Origin of the sequence: Salinarimonas rosea DSM 21201, assembly GCF_000429045.1 — a bacterium.
GTDB lineage: Bacteria > Pseudomonadota > Alphaproteobacteria > Rhizobiales > Beijerinckiaceae > Salinarimonas > Salinarimonas rosea.
Genome location: NZ_AUBC01000011.1, coordinates 178,289 through 203,463, shown reverse-complemented (window position 1 = coordinate 203,463; position 25,175 = coordinate 178,289). Strand labels below are relative to the sequence as shown.

The 25,175-nt window shown below is 71.2% G+C and carries 25 protein-coding genes; 8 read left to right on the top strand and 17 right to left on the bottom strand.

Features of this window, described 5'->3' with window-relative positions:
- Nucleotides 1-79: 79 nt before the first annotated feature.
- Nucleotides 80-664, bottom strand: coding sequence for an RNA polymerase sigma factor (locus tag G407_RS26865; RefSeq protein ID WP_052341177.1), 585 nt, complete (start codon nucleotides 662-664; stop codon nucleotides 80-82).
- A 797-nt stretch (nucleotides 665-1,461) separates the two neighbouring features.
- Here G407_RS26865 and G407_RS26860 point away from each other — a divergent pair.
- The 3 genes from G407_RS26860 (at nucleotide 1,462) to G407_RS0109925 (ending at nucleotide 3,647) form a co-directional block, all read left to right on the top strand.
- Nucleotides 1,462-2,184 carry a ferric reductase-like transmembrane domain-containing protein gene (locus G407_RS26860; protein ID WP_052341176.1) on the top strand — a complete coding sequence of 241 codons (723 nt, stop codon included), beginning with the start codon at nucleotides 1,462-1,464 and terminating at the stop codon, nucleotides 2,182-2,184.
- 64 nt (nucleotides 2,185-2,248) lie between these two features.
- Complete coding sequence (locus G407_RS31695) at nucleotides 2,249-2,485, top strand: hypothetical protein (RefSeq protein ID WP_156917539.1); 237 nt, start codon at nucleotides 2,249-2,251, stop codon at nucleotides 2,483-2,485.
- Nucleotides 2,486-2,762: 277 nt separating this feature from the next.
- Nucleotides 2,763-3,647, top strand: a complete 885-nt coding sequence (locus G407_RS0109925) for a DMT family transporter (RefSeq protein WP_029030686.1) — start codon at nucleotides 2,763-2,765, stop codon at nucleotides 3,645-3,647.
- Nucleotides 3,648-3,743: 96 nt separating this feature from the next.
- Here G407_RS0109925 and G407_RS0109920 read toward each other — a convergent pair whose 3' ends face one another.
- On the bottom strand, nucleotides 3,744-4,130 hold the full coding sequence (locus G407_RS0109920; RefSeq protein ID WP_029030685.1) for a DUF302 domain-containing protein: 387 nt from the start codon (nucleotides 4,128-4,130) through the stop codon (nucleotides 3,744-3,746).
- 478 nt (nucleotides 4,131-4,608) lie between these two features.
- Here G407_RS0109920 and G407_RS0109910 point away from each other — a divergent pair, with 478 nt between their 5' ends.
- Nucleotides 4,609-5,616 carry a hydroxyacid dehydrogenase gene (locus G407_RS0109910; RefSeq protein WP_029030684.1) on the top strand — a complete coding sequence of 336 codons (1,008 nt, stop codon included), beginning with the start codon at nucleotides 4,609-4,611 and terminating at the stop codon, nucleotides 5,614-5,616.
- On the top strand, nucleotides 5,609-7,747 hold the full coding sequence (gene glgX, locus G407_RS26855; protein WP_052341175.1) for a glycogen debranching protein GlgX: 2,139 nt from the start codon (nucleotides 5,609-5,611) through the stop codon (nucleotides 7,745-7,747). The genes G407_RS0109910 and glgX overlap by 8 nt, the downstream gene beginning before the upstream one ends.
- Nucleotides 7,748-7,808: 61 nt before the next feature.
- Here glgX and G407_RS26850 read toward each other — a convergent pair whose 3' ends face one another.
- The 6 genes from G407_RS26850 to G407_RS0109875 form a co-directional block, all read right to left on the bottom strand.
- Nucleotides 7,809-9,248: an ABC1 kinase family protein gene (locus G407_RS26850; RefSeq protein ID WP_210163099.1), complete on the bottom strand. Its 1,440-nt coding sequence runs from the start codon at nucleotides 9,246-9,248 to the stop codon at nucleotides 7,809-7,811.
- Between the two features lie 175 nt (nucleotides 9,249-9,423).
- On the bottom strand, nucleotides 9,424-10,839 hold the full coding sequence (locus tag G407_RS26845; protein WP_245259067.1) for an SAM-dependent methyltransferase: 1,416 nt from the start codon (nucleotides 10,837-10,839) through the stop codon (nucleotides 9,424-9,426).
- 136 nt (nucleotides 10,840-10,975) lie between these two features.
- Complete coding sequence (locus G407_RS0109890; protein ID WP_029030683.1) at nucleotides 10,976-11,602, bottom strand: DUF2238 domain-containing protein; 627 nt, start codon at nucleotides 11,600-11,602, stop codon at nucleotides 10,976-10,978.
- Nucleotides 11,603-11,703: 101 nt separating this feature from the next.
- On the bottom strand, nucleotides 11,704-12,360 hold the full coding sequence (locus G407_RS0109885) for a methyltransferase family protein (RefSeq protein ID WP_029030682.1): 657 nt from the start codon (nucleotides 12,358-12,360) through the stop codon (nucleotides 11,704-11,706).
- A 24-nt stretch (nucleotides 12,361-12,384) separates the two neighbouring features.
- A complete protein-coding gene (locus tag G407_RS26840) occupies nucleotides 12,385-12,645 on the bottom strand; it encodes a DUF2933 domain-containing protein (RefSeq protein ID WP_043539400.1) in 261 nt (86 codons plus the stop codon).
- Between the two features lie 64 nt (nucleotides 12,646-12,709).
- Nucleotides 12,710-15,070 (bottom strand): heavy metal translocating P-type ATPase, encoded by a 2,361-nt coding sequence (locus G407_RS0109875; protein WP_029030681.1) that lies wholly within the window; start codon nucleotides 15,068-15,070, stop codon nucleotides 12,710-12,712.
- A 403-nt stretch (nucleotides 15,071-15,473) separates the two neighbouring features.
- Between G407_RS0109875 and G407_RS26835 the strand changes: the two genes are divergently transcribed.
- The gene (locus G407_RS26835; protein WP_052341173.1) at nucleotides 15,474-16,334 is read left to right on the top strand and encodes a helix-turn-helix domain-containing protein; all 861 of its coding nucleotides are present in this window, start codon (nucleotides 15,474-15,476) and stop codon (nucleotides 16,332-16,334) included.
- Nucleotides 16,335-16,404: 70 nt separating this feature from the next.
- Nucleotides 16,405-16,839, top strand: coding sequence for a VOC family protein (locus G407_RS0109865; RefSeq protein WP_029030680.1), 435 nt, complete (start codon nucleotides 16,405-16,407; stop codon nucleotides 16,837-16,839).
- Between the two features lie 34 nt (nucleotides 16,840-16,873).
- Here the strand turns inward: G407_RS0109865 and G407_RS0109860 are convergent, their stop codons facing one another.
- Nucleotides 16,874-17,461: a TetR/AcrR family transcriptional regulator gene (locus tag G407_RS0109860; protein ID WP_029030679.1), complete on the bottom strand. Its 588-nt coding sequence runs from the start codon at nucleotides 17,459-17,461 to the stop codon at nucleotides 16,874-16,876.
- A 68-nt stretch (nucleotides 17,462-17,529) separates the two neighbouring features.
- Here G407_RS0109860 and G407_RS0109855 point away from each other — a divergent pair, with 68 nt between their 5' ends.
- Nucleotides 17,530-17,955, top strand: coding sequence for a VOC family protein (locus tag G407_RS0109855; protein ID WP_029030678.1), 426 nt, complete (start codon nucleotides 17,530-17,532; stop codon nucleotides 17,953-17,955).
- Between the two features lie 9 nt (nucleotides 17,956-17,964).
- On the opposite strand, the gene def is transcribed toward G407_RS0109855, so the two are convergent.
- The 8 genes from def to G407_RS0109815 form a co-directional block, all read right to left on the bottom strand.
- On the bottom strand, nucleotides 17,965-18,486 hold the full coding sequence (gene def, locus G407_RS26830; RefSeq protein WP_052341172.1) for a peptide deformylase: 522 nt from the start codon (nucleotides 18,484-18,486) through the stop codon (nucleotides 17,965-17,967).
- Nucleotides 18,483-19,937: an MFS transporter gene (locus G407_RS26825; protein ID WP_052341171.1), complete on the bottom strand. Its 1,455-nt coding sequence runs from the start codon at nucleotides 19,935-19,937 to the stop codon at nucleotides 18,483-18,485. Before G407_RS26825 ends, def begins: the two co-directional genes overlap by 4 nt.
- Before the next feature lie 43 nt (nucleotides 19,938-19,980).
- A complete protein-coding gene (locus G407_RS30375; RefSeq protein WP_029030677.1) occupies nucleotides 19,981-20,673 on the bottom strand; it encodes a hypothetical protein in 693 nt (230 codons plus the stop codon).
- Nucleotides 20,674-20,851: 178 nt separating this feature from the next.
- Nucleotides 20,852-20,998, bottom strand: coding sequence for a light-harvesting protein (locus tag G407_RS30370; RefSeq protein WP_052341170.1), 147 nt, complete (start codon nucleotides 20,996-20,998; stop codon nucleotides 20,852-20,854).
- 12 nt (nucleotides 20,999-21,010) lie between these two features.
- Complete coding sequence (locus tag G407_RS0109830; protein ID WP_043539398.1) at nucleotides 21,011-21,190, bottom strand: light-harvesting protein; 180 nt, start codon at nucleotides 21,188-21,190, stop codon at nucleotides 21,011-21,013.
- A 350-nt stretch (nucleotides 21,191-21,540) separates the two neighbouring features.
- The gene (locus G407_RS0109825; RefSeq protein ID WP_029030675.1) at nucleotides 21,541-22,290 is read right to left on the bottom strand and encodes an SDR family oxidoreductase; all 750 of its coding nucleotides are present in this window, start codon (nucleotides 22,288-22,290) and stop codon (nucleotides 21,541-21,543) included.
- Between the two features lie 153 nt (nucleotides 22,291-22,443).
- Entirely contained in the window at nucleotides 22,444-23,889 is a 1,446-nt protein-coding gene (locus G407_RS0109820; RefSeq protein ID WP_029030674.1) for an aldehyde dehydrogenase family protein, read from the bottom strand.
- Nucleotides 23,890-23,897: 8 nt separating this feature from the next.
- A complete protein-coding gene (locus G407_RS0109815; RefSeq protein ID WP_029030673.1) occupies nucleotides 23,898-25,172 on the bottom strand; it encodes a TRAP transporter large permease in 1,275 nt (424 codons plus the stop codon).
- Nucleotides 25,173-25,175: the final 3 nt, after the last annotated feature.

Below are 25,175 nucleotides of genomic sequence, written 5' to 3'. Positions count from 1 at the left end.
TGACGGAGCGCTTCGCGGCGTGGTGAGCGCGCTCGTGCACGGCGGCCCGCCGGTGAGGGCGAGCCGCCGCGGCCGCGCTTCAGCAGCAGTCGCACTCGGCGAAGCGGCCGTCGCCGCAGGTCGCGCAGACAGCGGCGATGGCTTCCTTCAGCGCCTGCCGGGCCCGGTGGAGCCGCACACCGAGGTTGTTCGCGGTCACCCCACAATCTTCGGCGACGGCGGCCCGCGGCTCCTGGTCGAGGTAGACGCGGCGGATCAGGTCGGCCTGATCGGCGCGCAGGCTGGCCAGAGCGGCGGCCACGCATCGGCAGGACGGCGTATCGTGCGCCTCCGCGCCGGTCTCGGTGTCTCGCGGTTCGAGACGATAGGCCTCCTCGCCGCGCCTGCGGGCGGCACGGCGGCGATAGTGGTCGACGATGGTCGACCGCAGGACGCAGCGCAGCCAGACTTCGGCATCGGGAACCCGGCTCGGCACAGCAGCGCTTCGGATCGCCCTCAGGCAGAAGTCCTGGAAGGCGTCTTCGGCCTCGTCGGGCCGGCTCAGGCGCCCTCGAAAGTAGCGCAGATAGTCCTTCCGGTGTTCGAGAAGGAAGTGATGAACCGCAGTGACGGGCTCGGGGCAGGCCGCGCCCGATGCGGAGCCGGCGGCATGATGGACGGACATAGGACGTCTCCGGACACAAGCTTGCAAGACGGCCAGCACGCACACGCGGTGCAGCGCTGGCGACTTTCTCAGGCTCGGGTCCGAAGACGGGGCGGCTTGAAATGCGGGTAGGCGGGGCCGGGCGGATCCCTCTCGCCGAGGCTCATGGACAGGCGGGCGGCGGCGAGGACGCGGCCCACCTCGACCGCTGCCGGCGGAAGATCGACGGCACAGGTCCCGGCGAGGCTGCAGCACCGCTCACCGGCCACCGATCGGTCGGTCCCGCCTGCATCTGTCGGGCCGGACCACCCATCCGCCTCGGCGGATGCCGAATGCCAATGGGCCACACCGCCCTCGACCGACAGGGCGGGCCCGGGAAAGCCGAGCGCCACGGCGAGCAGGACGGCGACAACCAGCCACAGCGCCCCGGCGCGCGAACGCGCCGAGCACCGATCCGCTCCCGCCGGTTTCCGCCACAAGCCCATGGGTCTCGCTTCTCGAGGTCGAAACGCCAGCCTCGACGATGGCGCAAGGCCCTGCCTTGACCTCGATCAATGTCACGACATCTCCGGGCCTGTCACGCGCTCGTGACGAACGCCGGCCCGCGTCAGCGCGACGCCGGGTGTGCACGGCCACGTTTCGGACATCGTTCATGGCAAAGCTCCTCGTCGGGCGAGCCTCTGCCGCCGCTTCGCCGAAGGGGCGCCGCAGGGCGGTGTCTATCCTGCACGCAACGAGACGAGCGATCCGGAGACGCGAATGGACAGGGGCGGTTGCCGACGGCTCGGCGAGGAAGCCGGCATCGAGGGGGTCGCGAGATGACCGCGGCGACGGGTCGCGGCGCCGGCCTCTCGAGGCGCTGGACAGGACCGCTCGGACGCAACCTGGCCGTGATCCTGCTCGCCGCGGCGCTGGTCGCCGGCTTCCTGGCCGTTCACGCCCAATGGAGCCCGATGCATCGCTGGAACCGGGCGTTCGGCGATGCGTCCTTCCTGCTCCTGGCGCTCGCCATGGCTGTCGGCGCGACGGCGCGCCTCTGGCGGCCGGCCGGCCGCGTCATCGCCTTCCGGCGCGAGCTGGGCGTCTACGCCACGCTGCTCGCCATCGTGCATCTCGTCGTCATCCTGGCCGGATGGGTGACATGGGATCTGTGGCGCCTGTTCGGCTTCGAGTTCCACCCCCAGCTCGGCCGCTACGTGATGGTGCAGCACGGTTTCGGGCTCGCGAACGCCGTCGGCCTCGTCGCGCTGGCGCTCGCGATCCCTCTGGCGCTGACGTCCAACGACATGTCCGTGCGGCGGCTGGGCGCGCAGACGTGGAAGGTGCTGCAGATGGGCGCGGTGCCGCTGTGGTGGCTCGGCATCGCCCACGTGGGCTATTTCCTCTTCGCCCATTTCCTGAGCTTCCACCGCCAAACGCCCGACCCCAACCCGCTGCAATGGCCGTTCGTCGGGCTCGTGCTCGCGGTCGTGACGCTGCGGCTCGCCGCCTTCGCGGCGGCGACCGCCCGCCCGCCGCGCGACCTGCGCCGTGCGGCGTGAGACACGGCCGGCTGTAATGGCCCGGCGCCGGGAGCGTCCTTGGCGGTGAGAGGATCGGCCGGGCGTGCCGATCGCCACCGAAGGAGGCTCGACCATGACCAGGGAACAGCACGCGGGCGTGCAGCCGCAAGAACGCCCTCCGGCCGCCGTCGAGCAGGCGGGTGGCAAGGCCGGCTGCTGCTGCGGCGGAGCCGGCGAGAAGGAACGGGCCGCCGCTCCGCCGCCGTCCGAGGATCGCAAGACCGGGTGCTGCGGCGGCGGCACGGCGCCGGACGCGGAGCCGCGGGACCGCCGATCGTGACCGATCAGGCCCCCGCCTGCGATCGAGACCCGACGGTCGATCGGGTCTAGCCCGGAGGCGATCACGACGCTGCGACGGCGGCTCCTCGGCGGCCTGCCGCGGACGGTTCCGCATGCAGGCCGCAGCCGATCGCCATGCGCCGCCGATCGAGCCCGCGCCTGCGCGCCGATCCGACCCCGAACCGGCCCGGAACCGGACGGCCGAGTGGACCACACGAGCGGCCGCCACACCGCCCCGTGGCTCGGCACCGGCCCGAAAGACCGGCGGAAATCCATAGATGCCAGTCCCGCCCCGGCTTCTGGCCATTGTCGTCATGGCGCTGTGGGCAGCCTGCTATCCGTTGATAGCCGTCGCGCTCGAGGATGCGCCGCACCTGACCTTCGCCGCCCTGCGCGCGGCGCTCGGCGGCGCGGCGTTAATGGCGGTCGCCCTGGCGACCGGCGCCGCGCGGCCGGCGACGAGGAGCCAGTGGCGCTGGATCGCCGTCGCCGGGATCGGCATGACCGGGATCGGCTATTTCGGCATGTTCCACGGCGCCGAGTTCGTCTCGCCGGGGCTGGCGACGGTCGTCTCCAACGCCCAGCCGCTGATCGCCGGGTTGCTCGCGGCCCTCGTCCTGGGAGAACGGACCGGCGCGCTCGGGTGGAGCGGCCTCGCGATCGGTCTCGTCGGCATCGCCGTCATCGCCCTACCGAGCTTCGCACCCGCCACGGGCGGCACCAGCCCGATCGGCCTGGGCTACGTCCTGCTGGCGACAACGGGCGTGGCCGTCGGGAACATCGCCATCAAGCGGCTCGCGAACGAGGTGGCGCCCGTCATGGCGATGGGACTGCAGCTCCTGATCGGCGCCGCCCTTCTCGCCGCCCTCGCGATCCTCTTGGAGGACCCGACCAGCATCGACTGGACCGGACGCTTCGTGGCGGCGCTGCTCGGTCTCGCCCTGCCGGGCACGGCGCTCGCGTTCTGGCTCTGGCAGATCACGCTGGCACGGCTCGCGGTCTCGCAGGCCGTGGCCTTCGGCTTCATCGTCCCCGTGATCGGCCTGACGGTCGGCTGGGCCTTCTTCGAGGAAACGGTGACGGCCCTCACGATCGCCGGCGCCGCGTTGTCGGTCGTCGGCGTCTATCTGGCGGCGGGGCCGCTCGGCGGGCGCCGAACCTGAACGCGTGACGATGCGCAGGCTCGGCATACGCGAGGGCTCGGCACGACGCGAAGACCCGGCGCGGTGCGACTCGGCCCGCGGGCCCGACCGGCCGCGTCAGACCGCGGCGACCGCCTTGGCCAGCATGTCGCGCACCTGGCCGGCGACCCTGCCGAGCTCCGCGTTGTCGATCGCCTGCATCGACGCGACCGGATCGACGGCACTGACCTCCACGCCCGCGTCGGTCTGGCGCAGGATCACATTGCAGGGCAGCATGGCGCCGACGCGCGGCTCGATGCCGATCGCCTCCCACGCCATCTTCGGATTGCAGGCGCCGAGGATCCGATAGGGCGCCATGTCCTTGTCGAGCTTGCTCTTCATCGTCTTCTGCACGTCGATCTCGGTCAGCACGCCGAAGCCGTGCTCGGCCAGCGACGCACGGAGCTTCGTGTCGACGGCATCGACATCACCGCCCTCGATGGTGCGGTTGATGGTGTAGCTCATGGGATACTCCTCGTAGCAGGCCCGGCGCAGAAGGCCCCCTGCCGCGGCGCGGGACCGGCTGCGCCCGGCCGGGCGCGGGCTCGGACGATCCGCTTCGTCATGACGAAATCCTCGTCGTCCCGTCATGGTTCCGGGCCCGCCCCGCGGTTCGGCACGCGACGGCGTGCCGCTTCCGTCCGCGTCGTGGCCCCGCGCTGTGCGCCGCTGTAAGGCGCGGTGCCGGGGCGCGTCCTTGGGGTGAAACCGGTCTGCCACCGGCGAGGCGCAGCGCGTCTCGAGATCGCGCAAAGTTTGAAACGAGGCGGCACGGGATGTCGGCCATGATCACGAGGAGCATACGGGTGACGGAGGAACGCGTGGCTCGGTTCGAAGCCGTCTGCGGCGGCACCGTCCCTCTCGTTCCGAGCACGCGCCGCGTGGCGGACGGGGAGCAGCGGCTCGGGGCGCCGATGCTGCGCCGACGGGGCGAGGTCGCGAGATGAAGGTCGTCGTCTTCGAAACCGAGGAATGGGAACACCGGGCCTGCCTGCGGCTGGAACCGGCGCACGAGCTGAGCTGCACGCGCGATCCGCTCGACGCCCGCACCGCTGCAGACCATCCGGATGCCGAGATCGTCAGCACGTTCGTGAACTCCAAGCTCGACGCCGAGGTGCTGGCGCGATTGCCCTCCCTCGCGCTGATCGCCACGCGCTCGACCGGCTTCGACCATATCGACCTCGACTGGTGCCGGGCCCATGGCATCGCCGTGGCCAACGTGCCCGACTACGGCGATTCGACGGTTGCGGAGCACGCTTTCGCGCTGCTCCTGGCCGTGGCACGGAACCTGGTCGCGTCGGTCGAGCGGACCCGCCGGGGCGACTTCTCGCAGAGCGGGCTGCGCGGCTTCGAGCTGCGCGGCAAGACGCTCGGTGTCGTCGGCACCGGGCGGATCGGGCGCCGCGTGATCGAGATCGCGCGCGGCTTCGGGATGACGGTCGTCGCCCACGACGCCCAGCCGGACGCGGCCACGGCGGCTCGGCTCGGCTTTTGCTATGCCGATCTCGACGAGGTCCTGGCCTCCGCCGACGCGCTGACCCTCCACGTGCCGGCGACACCGGGCACGGTGGGCCTGATCTCGGACCGCGCGTTCACCCAGATGAAGCCGGGCGCCATCCTGATCAACACGGCGCGGGGCAATGTCGTCGACGTGCCGGCCCTGGTCCGCGCGCTGGCCGACGGCCGGCTCCGAGCCGCCGGGCTCGATGTCCTGCCGGAGGAGCCGCTCATTCGCGAGGAGGCCCAGATCTTCCGGCAAGGCTCGACCGACGGCCTCGACCTGAAGGCGCTCGTCGCCAATCACGTGCTGCTGCGGTTCCCGAACGTGATCGTCACGCCGCACAACGCCTACAACACGCAGAGCGCCGTGCAGCGCATCATCGACACCACGCTCGACAACATCGAGGCCTTCGCTCGTGGCGAGCCGCGCAATCTGGTCGGCCATGGCTGAAGACGAGCGGCCGGGATCGTCGGCGGACGGCGAGGGCGGGCGCAGGATTCAGCGCTCCCCCCTCCCCTCCGCATGCGATCCGGTAGCGGCTGCCACACCGCCGAAGCCGGACCACGGTCCCGTCCGGATCGGGCCCGGCGAGCCGCTGCCGCTCGGGCTGCACGACTGCTGCGACGGCTCGAACATCGCCGTCTTCAGCCGGCACGCCACGGCCATGACGCTGCTTCTCTACGACACGGCCGGCGCAGCGGAGGCGAGCCTTCGCCTGCCTCTCGATGCGCGGCGTCACCGGACCGGCGACATCTGGCACGCCCGCCTGACGGGCGACCTTCGCGGAAGGTTCTATGCCCTCCAGGCCGATGGGCCACGTTCGCCGGCGGACGGGCACGATTTCGACCCGGATCGCACGCTGCTCGATCCCTATGCAGGCTCCGTCACCGGCTTGTCGGGTGATGCGGGCCCCCGCTGCGTGATCGCCGACCAGGACTTCGACTGGGCCGACGACGCGCCGCCCGGTCGTCCGTGGAGCGAGACGATCCTCTACGAGACCCATGTGCGCGGGCTCACGATCGATCCGTCCTCCGGCGTTCGCCGACCGGGAGAGTATCTCGGTGTCGTCGAGAAGATCCCCTATCTGCGGCAGCTCGGCGTCACGGCGCTCGAGCTGATGCCGGTCCAGGCCTTCGACCCCGAGGCGGCGGGCCGGCACGACCCGCTCAGCGGGACGCGCCTGCCGGACTACTGGGGCTACAACCCCGTCGCCCTGTTCGCGCCGATGCCCGGCTATGCGGGAGCCGTCGCGCCGGGAGGCGAGCTCGACGCCTTCAAGACGATGGTCCGCGAGCTTCATCGGGCAGGGATCGAGGTGATCCTCGACGTCGTCTTCAACCACACGGCGGAAGCGGGACGGGACGGCCCGACCTACAGCTTCCGCGGCCTCGACAACGCGATCTACTACGTCCTGACGCCCGAGGGGGACTACGCGGACTATACCGGCTGCGGCAACACGGTGAACTGCAATCATCCTGTCGTGCGCAGCCTCGTGGTGGATTGCCTGCGGCACTGGGTGATCCACTTCCATGTCGACGGCTTCCGCTTCGATCTCGCCTCGGTGCTCGGGCGCGACGCACAGGGCAACCTGCTGGCGAACCCGCCCTTGCTCGAGCAGATCGCCGAGGACCCGATCCTGCGGAACGTCAAGCTGATCGCCGAGGCCTGGGACGCCGGCGGCGCCTTCCAGGTGGGGCGCTTTCCCGGCCGGCGCTGGGCCGAATGGAACTGCCACTTCCGCGACGATGTCCGCCGCTTCTGGCGCGGCGACCCGGGCACGATCGGGGCGTTCGCGACCCGTCTCGCCGGTAGCAGCGATCTCTACCAGTCGGGCGGCGAAAGCCCGCTCAACAGCGTCAACTTCATCAGCAGCCATGACGGCTTCACGCTCAACGATCTCGTCAGCTACGCGCGCAAGCACAACGAGGCCAACGGCGAGGACAACCGCGACGGCCTCGACGAAAACTACAGCGACAACAACGGCGTCGAAGGCCCGACCGTCGATGCGCGGATCGAGACGATTCGGCTGCGGCAGATCAAGAACCTGCTCGCCACCCTCCTGCTCTCGCGCGGCGTCCCGATGCTGCTCGGCGGCGACGAGTTCCGCCGCACCCAGGCCGGCAACAACAACGCCTATTGCCAGGACAACGCGGTTTCCTGGTACGACTGGTCGCTCGCGGAGCGCAATGCGGAGCTCGTGGCGTTCGTCCGGCGGCTGATCTCCTTCCGCCAGGCGCATCCGATCCTGCGCGCCGAGAGCTTCTACACGGATGCGGAGGTCACCTGGCTGGGGCCGGCAGGCGGCCCGCCCGACTGGCACGGCCCCGACAACCGGCTCGGATGCCTCGTCCGGGATCGCGGAACCACCATCTGCCTGCTCTTCAATGCGCACCCCACCCCCTGCCGGTTCACCCTCCCGAGCGTAGCGGAGAGCGGATGGGAGGTCGTGATCGACACATCGACAGACACCACCGCCGACACGCCGTCCGGCGCGGGGCGGGAGACGACCGCGGGCTCGATCCGGCTCGACGCGCACACGACGATCGTCGCGGTGAGCCGCTCCGAGGATGTCGAGGTGTAGCTCCCGGGAGAGCCGAGACCGGACCGTCCGCCGCGGACGTCGACGAGAGCGACCGCGCGATCTACAGCCGTCCCGAGCGGGCGATCGCCCGCATCAGCCGGAACGACGACAGGAACGCGAGCGCGTAACCGAGCAGCGCGAACAGCGGCAAATCCCCGAGGACGCGCGGCCCCGCGCTGTCCAGCATGAGCAGCGAGGCCGCGACATAGAGGCCGAGCGTGACGATCGCCAAGGCGAGCCGGTTGCCGACCCGGTCGAGCTGCGCCTCCGGGCTCGCATGCCGCATGGCAGCGAGCGGTCCCCCGCCCTCGCGCTGCGCGCGGTGCAACCAGCTCGCGATGGTCCCCGGCAGGTCCTGCGCAGCCAGGGCGGCTTCGGTCTTCAGCCGGGTCGAGGCCGAGGTGGGCGGTCCGCCGCGCAGGACGCCCTCCATCATGGCGCCGCCCCGCGCCAGCAGCATGTCCAGCACCTTGAAGTCCGGGTCGAGGGTTCGCAGCGCGCTTTCCACCAGGAACAGCGCCCGCACGAGCACCACGAGGTTCTGCGGCAGGACCAGGTTCTCGCCCGAACCCAGCCGGGCGACACGCAGCACGGCCTCGGCGAGGGACCAGTCCTTGAGCGGCCGCGTGGCGAAGTCGGACAGGATCTCCTCGATCCCGCGGGTGAAGACGGGACGGTCGATCGAGCCGCCGAGCAGGCCCAGCTCGACGGCCGCGTCCAGCATCCAGGCGGCGTCCTTGCTCACGAACGCCTGGAGGTAGACCGCCAGCGAGCGGCGGGTGCGGCCGTCGAGGTAGCCGACCAGCCCGAAGTCGTGGAAGCAGAGGCGTCCGTCCGGCATCACGAAGAGGTTGCCCGGATGGGGGTCGCCGTGGAAGAGCCCGGCCACGAAGAACTGATGGAGATAGGCGTCGATCAGAACCCGTGCGAGCCGCGGACCGTCGACGGAGGGGTCGCCGATGCTCCGTCCGCCGCTCATCTCCTGCACCAGAACGGCCTCGGAATAGAGATCGTCGATCGCGTCCGGCGCGCTCACCGTCGGCCACTCCCGGAAGGCTTCGCGAAAGCGACGGATGTTCCTCGCCTCGTGGCGGAAGTCGGTCTCCTTGCGCAGGTTGACCCAGATCTCGTCGACGATGCGGAGCGGCTGGTAGCGGCGAAGGCCCGGAGCCAGGACCAGGACGAGGCGAGCTATGGCGACGAGCGCACGCATGTCGCGATCGATCTGGTCCCGGATGCCGGGACGCCGGATCTTGACGATGACGGCACGTCCGTCCGGCAACCGCGCCCGGTGAACCTGAGCGATCGAGGCCGCAGCCATCGGCTCCGCCTCGAACGCAGCGAAGATCTGCTCGGCGGGTCGGCCGAGCGCAACCTCGACCGCGTATCGCGCGTCCGCGGCGGGGAAAGGCGCAACATTGTCCTGCAGCCGGCTGAGCTCGACGAGCCACGAATCGGGCAGCAGGTCCCGGCGCAGGCTCAGCGTCTGTCCGAGCTTCACGAAAGTCGGCCCGAGCCGCTCGAGTGCGAGGCGGAGCCGCCGCGGCAGCTGCGACCTTTCCGGGGCCGTTGCGCGTGCACGCTCGACCGCCGCCGTCCCGAGCAGGCTCGTGGCCGCGGCACCGATCCGAAGGAGCCGGCCGCCGATCATGAAGCCGACGCTCGCTCGGCTCTGGTCATGCCACGGCTTCCTCCGGCCGAGCGTCGAGGTTCTCCCGGTGGGCGATGTAGTCGCGCGTCAGCGGGACCGTGTCGCGCCGGCGCGCGAGCTGGAGCTGGAACACCATCATCGGGCCGTTGCGGAATGCTGCCTCGCAGGCTGCCAGGTAGAACTCCCACATCCGGCAGAAGCGCTCGTCGTAGATCGCGTTCGCGCGGTGGCGGTTGGCCTGGAAGCGCACGAACCAGTGCCGCAGCGTCTCGGCATAGTGCAGCCGCAGGATCTCGATGTCGGTCACCCAGAGCCCCGACCGCTCGACGGCCGCCAGCGCCTCCGACAGCGCCGGGCAGTAGCCGCCGGGAAAGATGTACCGTCGCAGCCAAGGGTCGGTGGAGCCCGGCGGATCGGCCCGGCCGATCGCATGCACGAGGGCGATGCCGTCGGGCTTCAGGCGCCGGCGCAGCGTGTCGAAGTAGGTCCGGTAGTGCGCCACCCCGACATGCTCGAACATGCCGACCGAGACGATCCGGTCGTAGGTTCCCTGCTCCTCCCGGTAGTCGCGCAAGGCGAAACGCACGCGCGAGGACAGGCCGGCCGTGGCGGCGCGCTCGTTTGCGACGAGGAGCTGCTCCTGCGACAGCGTCAGGCCCGTGACGTCCACGGCTTCCGTCCGCGCCATCTCCAGCGCGAGCCCGCCCCAGCCCGAGCCGATGTCCAGCACGCGCATGCCGGGCTCGAGCAGGAGCTTCGCCATGATGTGGCGCTTCTTCTTCTCCTGCGCTTCCTCGAGCGTCTCGGCGCCGGTCGGGAAATAGGCGCACGAATATTGCCGATCCTGATCGAGGAACAGGTCGTACAGCGCACCGGAGAGATCGTAGTGATGGGCGACGTTCGTGCGGGCGCGTCCGATATGGTTGTTCTGCTGGAGGCGGCGTAGCCAGCGGTCGAGATCGCTGCGCAAGCCGGCGATCGGATGCCGGTCGAGCGCCTGGAAATTGCCGGTGCAAAGGTGGAGCAGGTCCGGCAACGTCCCCTTCTCGATGGTGATCGTGCCGTCCATGTACGCTTCGCCCAGCGCGAGCGACGGGCGAAGCAGGATCCGCAGCGGGACCAGCGGATCGTGGAGCCTGACCGTGACCTGCGGTCCATTGTGGCCCGGGCCGAAGCTGTGGCTCCGACCCGCCCTGTCGACCACCGTCAACCGGCCGGTCCGGACGAGCTTGCCGAGAAATCCGGAGATGAAGGGCAACGGAGAGCGGACGGCTCCTTCGGGATACGCGGCCGGATCGTTCGTCTGGGGCTGAGTGGGCATCTCTTCGCTTCCGCGGACATGCTTTGCGTTTTCCGCGCGATCACTGCGCAGGGCGAGGTGACGTTCGGGGGGCGGCGTGGGGTATTCGCTCGCGACGCGGCACCACCGGCCGGTCGTCACAGCGCCACGTCGTTCTCCAGCAAAAAGACGTGGTAAGCCGGCAGTCCTTACAGGCGAGGCCCGGCAGACGCGGCCGGTGTCCCGGCGGCCTCCCGGAGGCGTCCGCGCGAGCGCCGCGGCACCCCCGCCCCGCTCCTCATGCGGCGCCGATCCGTTCCGCGAAGCGGCCCCAGCGCGCCAGGGAGCGCCGCGACCGCCGCATGTAGAGGGCACCGAAAAGGCCGCCGAGGAGGCCGCCCAGCCCATCCATGACGAGGTCCCACATCGTGTCCTCGAGCGGCGCCATCACGGGCGATCCCTGCGCGCCGGCGTCGAGCGCGAGGTCCATCCCGAACTCGACGATCTCCCAGAGCGCCCCCGCGCCGAGGGTCAGCAGGAAGATCGCCGTCAGGTTCAGGACGAAGCCGGTCCTCATCCGGCAGGTCATCGTCAGCGCGTAGATCGCCAGAAAGGAGACGATCGCCAGCAGGCCGGAGTTACCGAAGTGGATGACCTTGTCGTAGAACGGCACGAGGCTGTACAGGTCGAGAAAGCGGCCGAGCGTCATGTCGGTGACGAGCCACCAGAGGACGAACAGCTCGATCTCGACGGGAATGGTCAGCCTGGCCGAGCGCGCGACGAGGGAAGGCGCGAGGATGAGCGCCAGCGCGCCGAAGCAGAGAAGCCCGAAGAGAAACGCGCCCTCCAGGACGTGGAAGACACCCGTCGCCACGATGAGGGCGCGCAGGAGCCAGGCGAGCCGGATCTCCCACGGTGCGGCCACGCCCGGGCCGTCTCGTGCGGCGGCCGTGACGCTCGAGCCGCGTCGCGGCGGTGCCGGCGCGTCGGGGCGAGGCGCCGATGCCTCCGCGCGATCGCGGAGGCTCACGACGGTTTCCGCCTCGGCGGTCGGCCCAGCCTCGGGACGAAGCCGGGCACGTGGGCCGCGTAGCGCCTATAGCTCTCACCGAACGCGACCAGCGCCGCGCGCTCCTCGCCCCTGGCCAGCCGCACGTACATGACGACGAGAACCGGGAACATCGCCAGGGTCAGCAGCGTCGGCCATTGCAGCAGAAAGCCGAACATGACCAGGATGAAGCCGACATATTGCGGGTGGCGCACGTGGGCATAGGCGCCGGACGTCGCGAGCGTGCGTCGGCGCTGCGCCTCGTAGAGCACCTTCCAGGCGGTCGAGATCAGCACGAAGCCGCCGCCGACGAAGGCGAAGCTCAGCAGGTGGAACGGCCCGAGATGCGGGTTCGCCTCCCAGCCGAAGAGCATCTCCAGCAGATGCCCGGCATCGTGCGACAGCCAGTCCACGCCGGGGAAGCGGCTCTGCAGCCAGCCCGAGAGCAGGTAGATGGTCAGCGGGAAGCCGTACATCTCCGTGAACAGCGCAACCAGGAAGGCGCTGAAGGCGCCGAAGGAGCGCCAGTCGCGGGCCGTCTTCGGCTTGAAGAAGCTGAAGGCGAACAGGATGAAGATCGCCGAGTTCACGACGACCAGGAACCAGAGGCCGTAGGCAGGGGCGGTTTCGGTCATCGCGGCCATGTCCGTTCGGTGGATTCAGTGGTGATGGCCGCCGGGCTCGCGGCCGCCTCCCGGCGGCGGATCGCCGTCGTCGCTGCCGGGCCCGTGCCCGTGCCCTGCGTGCATGAAGAAGTGCATCACGACGCATAGGCCGAGCAGGAGCAGCAGCGGCCCGACGCCGACGAGGTGCGCCCGGTGCTCGGCGACGAGGTAGAAGGCGCCGACTGCCAGGAAGACCAGCAGGACGATGTTCGCGCGCGGGGAGAAGGATCCGCGCCCTTTGTCTCCGTGGTCCATTCCATCCTCCCACGCCGACCGCAGCGTCGCTGCGCAATCCGAAGGTCCTCGCCCGGAGCAGGCCTCATCCGACCGCCTCGGCCGGGCGTGCGCCGGCCGCCTCGGCGGGACGGCCACGGCCCACCCCCTCCAGCCGCGTGCGCTTGAGCAGCAGCGCGTTGACCGCGACGAGCGCCGAGCTGCCCGACATCGCGATCGCCGCCACCTCGGGGCTGATCACGAGCGGATAGAAGACGCCGGCGGCGGCCGGGAAGGCGACGACGTTGTAGGCGACCGCCCAGAACAGGTTCTGATGCATCTTGCGGAGCGTTGCCCGCGACAGCTCGATCGCGCCGACGATGTCGTAGGGGTCGCTCTTCATGAGCACCACGTCGGCGCTCTCCATCGCCACGTCGGTGCCGGCGCCGATGGCGAAGCCGACATCGGCCTGGGTGAGCGCCGGCGCGTCGTTGACGCCGTCGCCGACCATGCCGACCCGCTTGCCCTGCGCCTGCAGCTCCTTGACCTTGTCGGCCTTCTGTCCCGGCAGCACGTCGGCGAGCACGATCTCGATGCCGAGCTCCGCAGCGATGCGCTTGGCGGTGCCCTCGTTGTCGCCGGTCAGCATCGCGACCTCCACACCGCGCTCGCGCAGCTTCGCCACGGTCGCCTTGGCGCTCGGGCGTGGCGCATCGGCGATGGCGACGAGGCCGAGGAGCTCGCCGCCACGGGCGACATGGACGACCGTGCGGCCGGCGCCCTTGAGGCGGTCGGCCTCTCCCGCGAGCGGACCCAGGTCGATCCCCTCCTCGTCCATGAGCCGACGGTTGCCGAGCCAGGCCGTCTGCCCGTCGACCTCGGCGCGAGCCCCCTTGCCTTCGAGGTTGAGGAAGCCGCGCGCCGCGGGGACGTCGAGGCCCTCGGCGCGCTCGACGATCGCCAGCGCGAGCGGGTGGTCGGACCCGCGCTCCACGGAAGCGGCCGTCCGCAGGACCTCGTCCTCGCTGCGCCCCGCCGCCGCCACGACGTCGACGACGCGCGGCTGGCCCATGGTCAGCGTGCCGGTCTTGTCGAAGACGATCACGTCGAGCTTGGTGGCGTCCTCGAGCGCGCCGGCGTTCTTGAACAGGATGCCGTGGGTGGCGCCGAGGCCGGTGCCGACCATGACCGCCATCGGCGTCGCCAGCCCGAGCGCATCCGGGCAGGCGATGACGAAGACGGTGATCGTCAAGGTCAAGGCGAACAGCAGCGGCTGGCCGATCCACCAGAACCAGACCGCGAAGGTCGCGAGCCCGATCAGGATGGCGATCAGCACCAGCCATTGCGAGGCGCGGTCGGCGAGGAGCTGCGCCGGCGCCTTGGAGTTCTGCGCCTCCTGCACCAGCTTGACGATCTGCGCCAGCGCCATGTCGGCGCCGACCTTCGTCGCGCGGTATCGGAAGCTGCCGCTCTTGTTGATGGTCGCGCCGATGACCTGGTCGCCCGGCCCCTTGTTAACCGGCATCGACTCGCCGGTCAGCATGGACTCGTCGACGAGGGATTCGCCCTCGATCACCTCGCCGTCGACGGGGATCTTGTTCCCGGGCCGGATGATCACGGTCTCGCCGGCCTCGACCTCCGAGGTCGGGACCTCGACCTCCCGCCCGTCCCGCAGGACCGTCGCCATCGGCGGTGCGAGATCGAGCAGCGCCCGGATCGCCGCCGAGGCGCCGGCGCGGGCCCGCATCTCCAGCCAATGGCCGAGCAGGATGAAGACGAGCAGCACCGCCACCGCTTCGTAGAACTGCACGCCGGGGAAGAAGAAGGTCGAGCCGACGCTGAAGAGGTACCCCGTGCCGACCGACAGCACGACGAGCACCGCCATGTTGAGCACGCCGTTGCGCAGGGCCCGCCAGGCGGCGGTGAAGAACGGCCAGCTCGGGTAGACGATCGCGAGGCTGCCGAGGAAGAACAACCACAGATCGAGGCCGAGGCCGAAAGGCGGCTCGGGCGGCACGAACATCCCGCCCATCGGCGAATAGACGAAGATCGGTATGGTGAAGGCGAATGCGATCCAGAAGCGGTTGCGCATGTCCCGCACCATGGCGGCCATGTCCATGCCCGCGCCGTGGCCCATCTCGTGCGCCATCTCGTCGTGCGCCGGCGTCGGCCCGCCGTGGCCCGCGTGGCTCGGCTGCGCGGGCGGCGCCTGCGTCGGCGCCGGTGCGGCCGGCTCGCAGACATGCCGCGGGGTCACGCGCCCGCCGCAGCGAAAGCCGCAGGACCTCACCTTGCGCTGCAGGGTCTCGACGCTGGTGACCGCCTCGTCGTAGTCGATGGTCACGCTGCCGGACGCAGGGTTCGCCGAGGCCCGGCGGACACCCTTCTCGGCGCGCAGCTGCTTCTCGACCCCGAGGTGGTCGAGCTCTTCGAAGAGGCCGCAGACCTCCAGTGTTACTGTGCTCACGGTCAAGCTCCCGGAACGCGCGGTTCGTCGTGGGTCGAAGGTCGGTCGGGCGTGGGTCGGGGTGGGTCGTCCATCGGCAGCCTCGCGACGTGCGAAACCCGCCCTCCCCCGGCCCCCTCGATCGGCTAGCTGCCGCAGCAGGACGATCCGGTCCCGTTCGCCGGACCGGCCCTCGTAGAGTTCGTTTCCGTGCGCATTCCCGACTTCCTTCGATACGCAGGACCGCGCGGCACACGGCCCGAATGGAACCGCCATTCGGTACTACGGACGCAACGAGGGAGACGGCATTACGGCTCGGCGACAATCGCGCAGCCGGGTGGCGACGACACGGGCCGACGGAACGCTCCACCCCGGCGCCGTCGTGTGCGATGATGCGCGCCAGGCGATGCCGGGAGGCCGAGGGATGAAGGAGCCGTCTCGAGTCGAGCTCGTCCGGCGGGCGCCGCATCCGGCGCTCGCGAGCGTGGTCGCCTCGCTCGCCGGCTATCGCGAGATCGCGCCCGGGCCGCGGGTCCAGCACGAGAGCGCGACGCTCGTCGTGCCGGTGATCGTCTCATTCGGCCGCCCTTTCCGGATCGCCTTCGGCCGCGCGCCGACGGAGGACGATGTGCAGCCGAGCTTCGTCGCCGGCCTGCACGCCGGCCCCGTCGAGATCCGCTCCGACGGCGGCGCGGAATGCCTCCAGATCGACTTCACGCCGCTCGGCGCGCACCGCTTCCTCGGCGGCCTCGCCGGAGAGATCGCATCGCGGATGGTCGACATCGAGGACGCCCTCGGCCCCGCGGGGCGGAACCTGCGCCGGCGCCTCGGCGAGGCGGCGACGTGGGACGAGCGCCTCGATCTGGCGGAGGCTTTCCTGCTCGCGCGCACCCTTCCCGCGGCGCGGCCGGAGATCGCGCATCTGTGCGCGGCCGTCGCCCGGACCGGCGGCGCCGTCTCGATCGCGGGTATCGCGGCCGACATCGGCATCTCGCGCAAGCACCTCGCGGCGCTGAGCGCACGGCATCTCGGCGTCGGTCCGAAGACGCTGGCGCGCATGGTCCGCTTCCGCCGGGCCTGCGTCGTCGCGACGTCCGCGACGTCCGGGGCTGCCATGTCCGCCGGGCCTGCCTCGTGGGCGGACGTCGCCGCCTCCTGCGGCTTCGCCGACCAGGCGCATCTCGTGCGCGAGTTCCGGTCGCTGGCGGGGGCGACGCCGACGCAATGGCTCGGCCGCATCGGCCGCGGCGCGGAGGCGCTACGTGCGGGCGAGGCGGCGGGCTGAGGTGACAAACCATCAAGACCGGCCCCACGGCCGGCGGTAGCGTGCGGGTCTCTCACGAACGGAGACACCGATGAGCACCCTCGAGACCGCACCTTGCCTCTTCCCCACCCTGCGCTGCGCCGACGCGGACGGGATGATCGCCTGGCTCGCCGAGGCGCTGGGCTTTCGCGAGCGCGTCGTCTACCGCGACGGGGACGGCGACGCAGCCCTGGTGGCCCATGCGGAGCTCGTCCTCGGCTCGTCGATCCTGATGATCGGGCAGGAGCGGGACGACGCCTACGGCGCCGACATCGGCCCGCGCGACGGCCGACGGACGGACGCCCTCTACCTCGCCGTCGCGGACATCGATGCCGCGTACGCGCGGGCGAAGGCCGCGGGCGCGCAGATCACCGCCGAGGTCCGCGACACGCCCTACGGCACCCGCGACTTCGCCTTCCGCGATCCCGAGGGCAATCTCTGGAGCGTCGGCACCTACTGGCCGACGGCCGACAGCGCGCCGCTGTAGCGCGGATCCCGCCCCGGCCGCCGGCGACGCCGCTTCAGGCGAGCCCGTCGATCAGCGCGCGGATCACCGTACGGCAGTCCTCGGGGGCGGCGCCGGCCGCCATCGCCTCCGCCGCACGCTCCAGCGCGGCGGAGAGGACCGGCGCCAGGACCGCGAGCGGCAGGGGCTGCAGGGCGCCGGCCGCGATGGCCGCCGCGAGCCCCTCGCGCAGCGTGGCGTCGCCGCGGGTCTCCTCGATCGTGCGCCGATCGCTTTCGCCGAGAACAGCGGGCGCCTCGACGAGGAGGAGGCGCGTGCGGCCGGGCTCGGCCATGGCCCGCAGATAGGCGTCCGCACCGGCGAGAAGCCGCTCGAGGGGCGACGCCGCCACGTCGTCCGAGGCTTCGATCGCCTCCGCGACCGCCGTCGCTTCCGCCTCCACGACCGCCCTGAACAAGGCCCGCTTGTCGACGAAGTGATGATAGAGGGCGCCACGGGTCACGCCGGCGGCCGCGACGAGGGCCGGCGTGCTCGTCTCGGCGAAGCCGTGCTCCGCGAACAGCGCCCGAGCGGTCGCGATCAGCGTGTCGCGCATCGCGCGGGTCCGCTCCGCGTTCGAGCGGCGCTCGGATTTCATTTGCATACAGAGTGCCTGTTTGTTAAAGCGATCGTCGACATGCAGAATGTATGTTTCTGGCGAGGATGGAAAGCATGAACGTCACGAGCTGGTACCCGGTGCTCATGGTGTCCGACGTCGCCGAGACGGCGCGGTTCTGGATCGCCCATTTCGACTTCGCCGCCGCCTTCGAGGCCGATTGGTACGTGCACCTGCAATCCACGAGGGACCCGAGCATCGCTCTCGCGATTCTGCAGGGCGACCACGAGACCATCCCGGAGAGCGGACGCGGGCGCGCCGCGGGCGTGTTGCTCAACATCGAGGTCGAGGACGTCGATGCCGTCCATGCGCGGCTCACCCGCGCCGGGCTGCCGATGCTCCTCCCGCTGCGCGACGAGCCCTTCGGCCAGCGCCATTTCATCACCAGCGACCCGAACGGCGTGCTGATCGACGTGATCACGCCGATCCCGCCGAGCGACGAGTTCGCGGCGCAGTACCGAGCCGACGCGTTGCCGCGGTGAGCCGGGGCGTCACGCCGGCAACCGGGGGGCTGCCCCCATCGCGGCCGCCCCCAGCCGCCGGCGGATCGCCCAACGCCGGAGCGCGGAGAGGCGGTCCACGAAGAGGCGTCCGTCGAGGTGGTCGATCTCGTGCTGGAGGCTCACCGCCGCCATGCCCACGAGGTCGCGCTCGAAGGGGCACCCCTGCGCGTCCTGCGCCCGCACGCGCACCCGCGTGTCGCGCCAGACGCTGGCGACCACGCCGGGCAGCGACAGGCAGCTCTCCTGGACGAAGCCGAAGGCGCGCCCCCGTGCGACGATGCGCGGATTGACGAAGGCCTCCGGCGCGGCGCCGTCGCCCTGCGGATCGATGACGGCGATGCGCCGCGCGTCCCCGATCTGGGGTGCGGAGAGGCCGATCGCCCGCCGGGCGCACATGGTCTGCGCGAGGTCCGCGATCGCCGCCGCCACGGTCTCGTCAAACGCGTCGACCGGGGCCGAGACGGCGCGGAGCGCCGCGTCGGGCGCGGTGAGGATCGCGCGCACGGTCATGGCGCGGGCCGTGCCCGGGCGGACGCGGAGGCCGCCTCGTGCATCTCGCTCCTCTCCCGTGCGACCGCACGGCGCGCGAGCGGCAGGGCGGCGGCGATGGTGACGACGAGGAGCACGATCTCGAGGCCGTAGACCGCGATGTATCCCGCCGCCGCCCCGCCGAACGGACCCGCCGTCTCCAGCACGTCCGCGGCGAGCGTGACGACGTCGCGGATCACGCCCGCGAGCGCCAGCGCGACGCCGGCGGCGGTGGCCTGGACCGCGCCCCAGGCGCCGAGCGCGAGGCCCGCCTGGCCGGGCGGCGCGAGGTTCATCGTGGCGGTGAGCGTCGCGTGGCCGAACAGCGCCGCGCCGAAGCCGATGAGGACGTTGCCGGCGAGGAACGAGGCGGCGAAGCCCGTCGGGGCGGCGAGGATGACGAGGCCGAAGGCCGGCACGCCGATCGCCGCGGCGACGAGCGTCAGGCGGTACGGATCGCCACCGCGGCCGAGCGCCCACGAGGCGGTGGCGAAGCCGGCGAGCCCGCCGAGCGCGAGCAGCGCGGTGAGCTTCGTCGTCGCCGCAACGCTCCAGTCGAGGACCTCGCCGCCGAAGGGCTCGAGCAGCACGTCGGCCATCCCGAAGGCCATCGTCCCGACGCCGACCACGACGAGCCGGCGCATCGCCCGCCCGCCGGCACGAAATCGCACCCAGCTCTCGGCGAAGCCCGGGTCCGGGGCGCGCGCCCGTCCGCGATGCGGGTCCCGCGGCTCCTGCTTCCAGAAGGCGATGCCGTTGAGGACGATGCAGGCGACCGCCGCGCCCTGGATCACCTGCACGAGCCGGCCGGGGGTGAAGTCCTCCAGCGCCGCGCCGAAGACGAGGGCGCTCGCGATCATGCTCAGCAGCAGCGTGACGTACATCAGCCCGACGACCTTGGCGTGGGATTCCGGCGGCGTCAGGTCGGTGGCGAGCGCGAGCCCCGCGGTCTGGAGGACATGCGCGCCGGCACCCACGAGCAGGAAGGCGAGCGCCGCCGCGCCGAGCCCGAGCCAGGCCGGGGCGTCCGCCGCCTGCCCGGCGCCGGCGAGCACCAGGAGCGCGAAAGGCATGATGGCGTAGCCGCCGAACTGGAGCTGGGTGGCCTTCCAGACGAACGGCACGCGCCGCCAGCCGAGCGCGCAGCGGTGCGTGTCGGAGCGATGGCCGATCAGCGCCCGGAACGGCGCGGACACGACCGGCAGCGCCACCATCACGGCGACGACGCTCGCCGCGACGCCCAGCTCCACGATCATCACCCGGTTGAGGGTGCCGACGAGGAGCACGAGCGTCATGCCCACCGAGACCTGGAACAAGGACAGCCGCAAGAGCCGCCCGAGCGTCAGGTCCGGGGTCGCCACGTCCGCGAACGGGAGCCAGCGCGGGCCGAGGCCGGCCCAGAACGCCACGAGTCGCCGCCGAAGGAGGATCATGCCCGGCCTCGCAGGATGGCGAGCGCGCGCCGGCGCGGCGCGGCTACTGCTTTCTCGTCAGCACCGGCAGGCCGAGGAAGGAGGACAGCGGTGCGGCCTTGCGCGAGAGCAGCGGCATGCCGAAGCTCCTCGTCCACGCGCGCTTGGGGGCGGTGAGGGTCGGCAGCCCGACGGCCGAGGACAAGGGCGCCGCGCTGCCGGAGAGCATCGGCATGCCGAAGCTCGTCGTCTTGCGCTCGGCCGGCCGGCTCGTCAGCGTCGGCATCCCCGTCGCCTGCGAGAGCGGCGCGGGCCGGCGCGACAGCATCCGGATGCCCAGGAAGTCGGAGAACGACCACTTGCTGATCAGCTCGGTGTGCGAGCGCGAGCCGGTGAGGACCGGCAGGCCGAAGGCGGTGGAGAACGGGGCCGGGTTGCGCGGCGGCGGTGCCGCGGGCGGGGCCTCGTAGCCCTCCGCGCGCCGCACGATCGCTTCCGCCGCGCCGCCTTCGCCGAAGGGCGCCTTGACGCTGACGACGACGGCGCCCTCGCCGAGCAGCCGTCCGTAGAGGCGGGCGAGGCCGGGCGGCAGGAAGCCGTCCGCGGTGGCTCCGCGCGCGATCGTCTCGTTGTCGTCCGCCTGCGGACGGATCACCCGTCGCTCCACGAAGCCGGCGGCCGCGAGGGCGCCGTCCGCGGCGTCTGCCGCGGGCTCGGAACGAAAGATGCCGATGACCTGTGTCGACCCCGTATCCATGTGCCCGCTCCCGTTCCTGCGATCTCCTCGCACACACGTCGTCGTTTGGCCCCTCGTCACGCGCCAGCGCGCCGCCCGGCACCGGAGGAAGGGCATGCGCAGCGTCGGATAGGCCGCGGGAGGCGGGCGCCTGCGCCCGCCCCTCGGCAGCGGTGGCCCGGGGGATCGGCCGGCCGCGTCAACCGCCCTGGAAGAAGGCGGGGAACCACGTGGTGTTGCCGAGAATGGCGAAGTGGACGACGAACGAGATCAGGGCCACGGCTCCCAGGAAGAGCGGCAGCCCGACCGTCGGGCTCACGACGCACCAGATACGACCTTGGTTCATGATGGATCTCCCTCAGCCACCCCAGGGCGTGAAGACGTAGGCGAGGATGTGGGCGATCAGCGAGATCACGAAGAACACCCGAGCGCCGTCGATGACGTGCTTGTGGAGCTCCTCGGACTCGCGGATGGTCAGCCCGGTCGGCCAGATGCGGTCCGGATCGTCCAGATCCAGCGTCTGCTTTTCGCTGTACATGCGCGCACTCCTTTCGGAATCGCCTGCGGGAATGAGCCCGATCAGGCCCGCGCATCCTATGGCCGAGCTTCCCGAGTGTCAACGGAATGTTACAGAAATTACTGTAAGGACCACCTTACACGGCACTGGGCCGATCCCTGAGGCCAGCCTGCGCCGCGCCGGAGAAGGCGAGAGCGCGCATGAGGTTGCACGGCGCATCGCCGAAGCGGCGCCTGCCGCTTCGCGCCGCCGACCGGGAGATCCGTGTCGTTCCCGACGGGACCGACACGGACGCTCGCCGCGTACTGGCGCGACGACTTGTGCCTCCTCCGGTCGGCGTCGCGGCCGTCTCCCGGAGGGAGGCGACGGCGTCAGATGCAGCGGCCGCCGTCCACCTCCATGCACACCCCGGTGAGGAACTCCGCCTCGTCCGAGCACAGGAAGAGCGCGGCGTTGGCGATATCGGCGGGCTGAGACAGGCGGCCCATGGGGATCGTGGCGCGGAACTGGGCGCGGCGCTCCTCGGTGTCCTCGCCGAGGAAGGTGGCGAGCATGCCGGTCTCGCCGGCGACCGGATTAATGGCGACGACGCGGATCTTCTCGGGCGCGAGCTCCACCGCCATGGCGCGGGTGAGCGTGATCGCCGCACCCTTCGAGCCGTTGTACCAGACGAGGCCCGGGCGCGGGCGCACGCCCGCCGTCGAGGCGATGTTGAGGATCACGCCGCCGTTCCCCTGCGCCCGGAAGACCGGGATCGCGGCGTGCGCGCCGTGGAAGATCGCCTTGACGTTGACGTCGTAGATTCGGTCGAACGTCTCCTCGTCGACCTCGAGCATGGGCCGGTTGCGGTGGGCGAAGCCGGCGTTGTTGACGAGGATGTCGAGCCGCCCGAAGGCGGAGACCGCCTCGTCCACCATGGCCTGCACGTCGGCGGCCCTGGTCACGTCGGCGCGCACGAAGCGCGCGGCCTCGCCGATCTCGGCGGCGACGCGCCGCCCGCCCTCCTCCGCGATGTCGGCGACGATCACCTTCGCGCCCTCCCGCGCGAACAGCTTCGCCATCCCCTCGCCGAACCCGGAGCCGGCTCCGGTGATGACGGCGACCTTGCCTGCCAGACGCATGTCGTTTTCTCCTGATGATATCCGTCGCGCCGCGCCGCCGATCGAGGCCGCCGCGGGTCTCCCCTTTCACTCGTCGAGAGGGGAGCTCCCGATCGCCGGTCGTCGGCGTCGGGGCTTCGAGGCAACCGCTAGTCCCTCACCCGCGGCTGGACGTCACTCGTACTTCATGGCCACGGTCTTCAGCTGGGCGAAGCCGTAGAGGGCCTCGAAGCCCTTCTCGCGGCCGTGGCCGGACTTGCCGACGCCGCCGAAGGGCAGCTCGACGCCGCCGCCGGCGCCGTAGTTGTTGACGAAGACCTGGCCGGCGCGCAGCCGCTTGGCCATGCGCAGCTGGCGCCCGCCGTCGCGGGTCCACACGCCGGCGACGAGGCCGAAGTCGGTGCCGTTGGCGATGGCGATCGCCTCGTCCTCGCCCTCGAAGGGGATGAGCGAGAGGACCGGGCCGAAGATCTCGTCGCGGGCGAGCTCGGCCTCGGCGTCGACCGGGCCGAACAGGGCGGGCGCCACGTAGAAGCCACCGGCGGGCGCGTCGTCCAGCACCCGGCCGCGGGCGAGGATCCTGGCGCCGCCGGCCTCGGCGCGCTCGATGAAGCCCTTCACGCGGTCGCGCTGGCGCCCGTTGACGATGGGGCCGACGTCGGGATCGTCGAGGGCGGGGCCGACGGTGAGCGCCGAGAAGCGCTCGACCAGCGCCGAGACCACCTCGTCCCAGATCGGCTTCTCGATCAGGATGCGCGAGCCGGCGGAGCAGGTCTGGCCGGCGTTCTGCACGGAGGCGCGCACCAGGAAGGGCAGCGCCGCCTCGAGGTCCGCGTCGGCGAAGACGAGCTGGGGCGACTTGCCGCCGAGCTCGAGCGTGACGGGCACGACGTTGCGCGCCGCCATCTCCTGGATCTTCTGGCCGACCAGCACGGAGCCCGTGAAGGAGACGTGCGCGACGTCCGGATGCGAGGCGAGCGGCGCGCCGGCCTCCTCGCCGTAGCCGGTGACGATGTTGAGCGCGCCCTCGGGCAGGCCGGCCTCGAGCGCGATCTTGCCGATCATCAGCGCGGTGAGCGAGGCGTCCTCGCCCGGCTTGACGACGCAGGCGTTGCCCATGGCGAGCGCGGCGCCCACCGAGCGGCCGATGATCTGCATCGGGTAGTTCCACGGCACGATGTGGCCGGTGACGCCGTGGGGCTCGTACCAGGTCATCACCTGGTAGCCGGCCTGGTAGGGGATGGTGTCGCCGTGGACCTTGTCGGCGGCGCCGCCGTAGAACTCGAAATAGCGCGCGCAGGCGAGCGCGTCGGCCTTGGCCTGGGCGTGTGGCTTGCCGACGTCGCGGGCCTCCAGGATCGCGAGGTCGGTGGCGCGGTCGAGGATGCCCTGGGCGATCCGGGTGAGGATGCGCCCGCGCTCGGTCGCCGTCATGCGGCCCCACGGCCCCTCGAGCGCCTTCTTCGCGGCCTTGACGGCGGCCTCGACGTCGGCCGCGCGGCCGCGGGCGAGCTCGCCCAGCGGCTCGCCGGTCGAGGGATCGATGACGGGGATGCGCTCGCCGGAGGCGGCGTCCTGGAAGGCGCCGCCGATGAGCAGCTTGGGCGCGGGAACGGTCATGTGCGCTCTCAATACGCGAGGTTACGGAAGAACAGCGTCAGCTCGGGGACGTAGGTGATGATCATCAGGCACGTCACCACCACCAGCACGAAGGGTACGAGATGGCGGATGATCCGCTCCAGGGGAACTTGCGCCACCTGGCATGCGGCGAAGAGATTGACGCCGAAGGGCGGGGTGATCATCCCCAGCGCGAGGTTGACGACCATGATCAGCCCGAAATGGACCGGGTCGACGCCGAAGGCGATCGCGACCGGCGCGAGGATCGGCGCGAGCACGATGATCGCCGCCGAGGTCTCGATGAACATGCCCACCAGGAACAGGAAGACGTTGACCGCGAGCAGGAACATCGCCGGGTCGGAGACGACGCTCGTGATCCACGACGAGATCGCCGCGGGGACGCCGGCGCGGGTGATCAGGAACGAGAACAGCCCCGCCGCCGCGATGATGAACATGATGATGGTGGACGAGATCACCGAGCGGCGCAGCACGCCGACGAGGTCGCGCCACGAGATCGCCCGGTAGACGAGGGTGCCGACGAGGAGCGCGTAGACGACCGCGACGACCGAGGCCTCGGTCGGCGTGAAGACGCCCTGGTAGATGCCGCCGATGATGATCACCGGCATCAGGAGCGCCCAGGCGGCCTCCTTCGTCGCGGCGAGGAGCGGCAGGCGCCCGACGTGGTCCTCCTTGCCCCAGCCGTTCACGCGGCAGGCGACCAGCACGTAGAGGATCAGCGCCGCCCCGATGAGGAGCCCCGGCCCGATGCCGCCGACGAACAGCTCGCCGATCGAGACTTCCGCCGCGACGCCGTAGAGGATGAGCGGGATCGAGGGCGGGATGATCACGCCGAGCTCCGCCGAGGTCGCCTGCAGGCTCGCGCCGAAGCTCTTCGGGTAGCCGTGCTTGACCATCGCGGGGATGATGATCGCGCCGATGGCGAAGGTGGTCGCCACCGACGAGCCGGAGACCGAGGCGAAGATCATGCAGGTGAGCACGCACGACGCCGCGAGCCCGCCCTGCACGCCGCCGACCAGCGCCTTGGCGAACTCGACGAGCCGGCGCGAGATGCCCCCCGCCTCCATCAGGTTGCCGGCGAGGATGAAGAACGGGATCGCCATCAACGGGAACGAGTCGATCGTCGTCATCAGCTTCTGCGCGACGAGGACGAGCGGCAGCGGGGTGAAGAAGGCGATGCCGCCGATCGAGGCGGCGAGGATGGCGATCGCGATCGGGGCGCCGAGGGCGATGAAGAAGACCATGCCGGCGAGCATGAAGGTCGACATGGC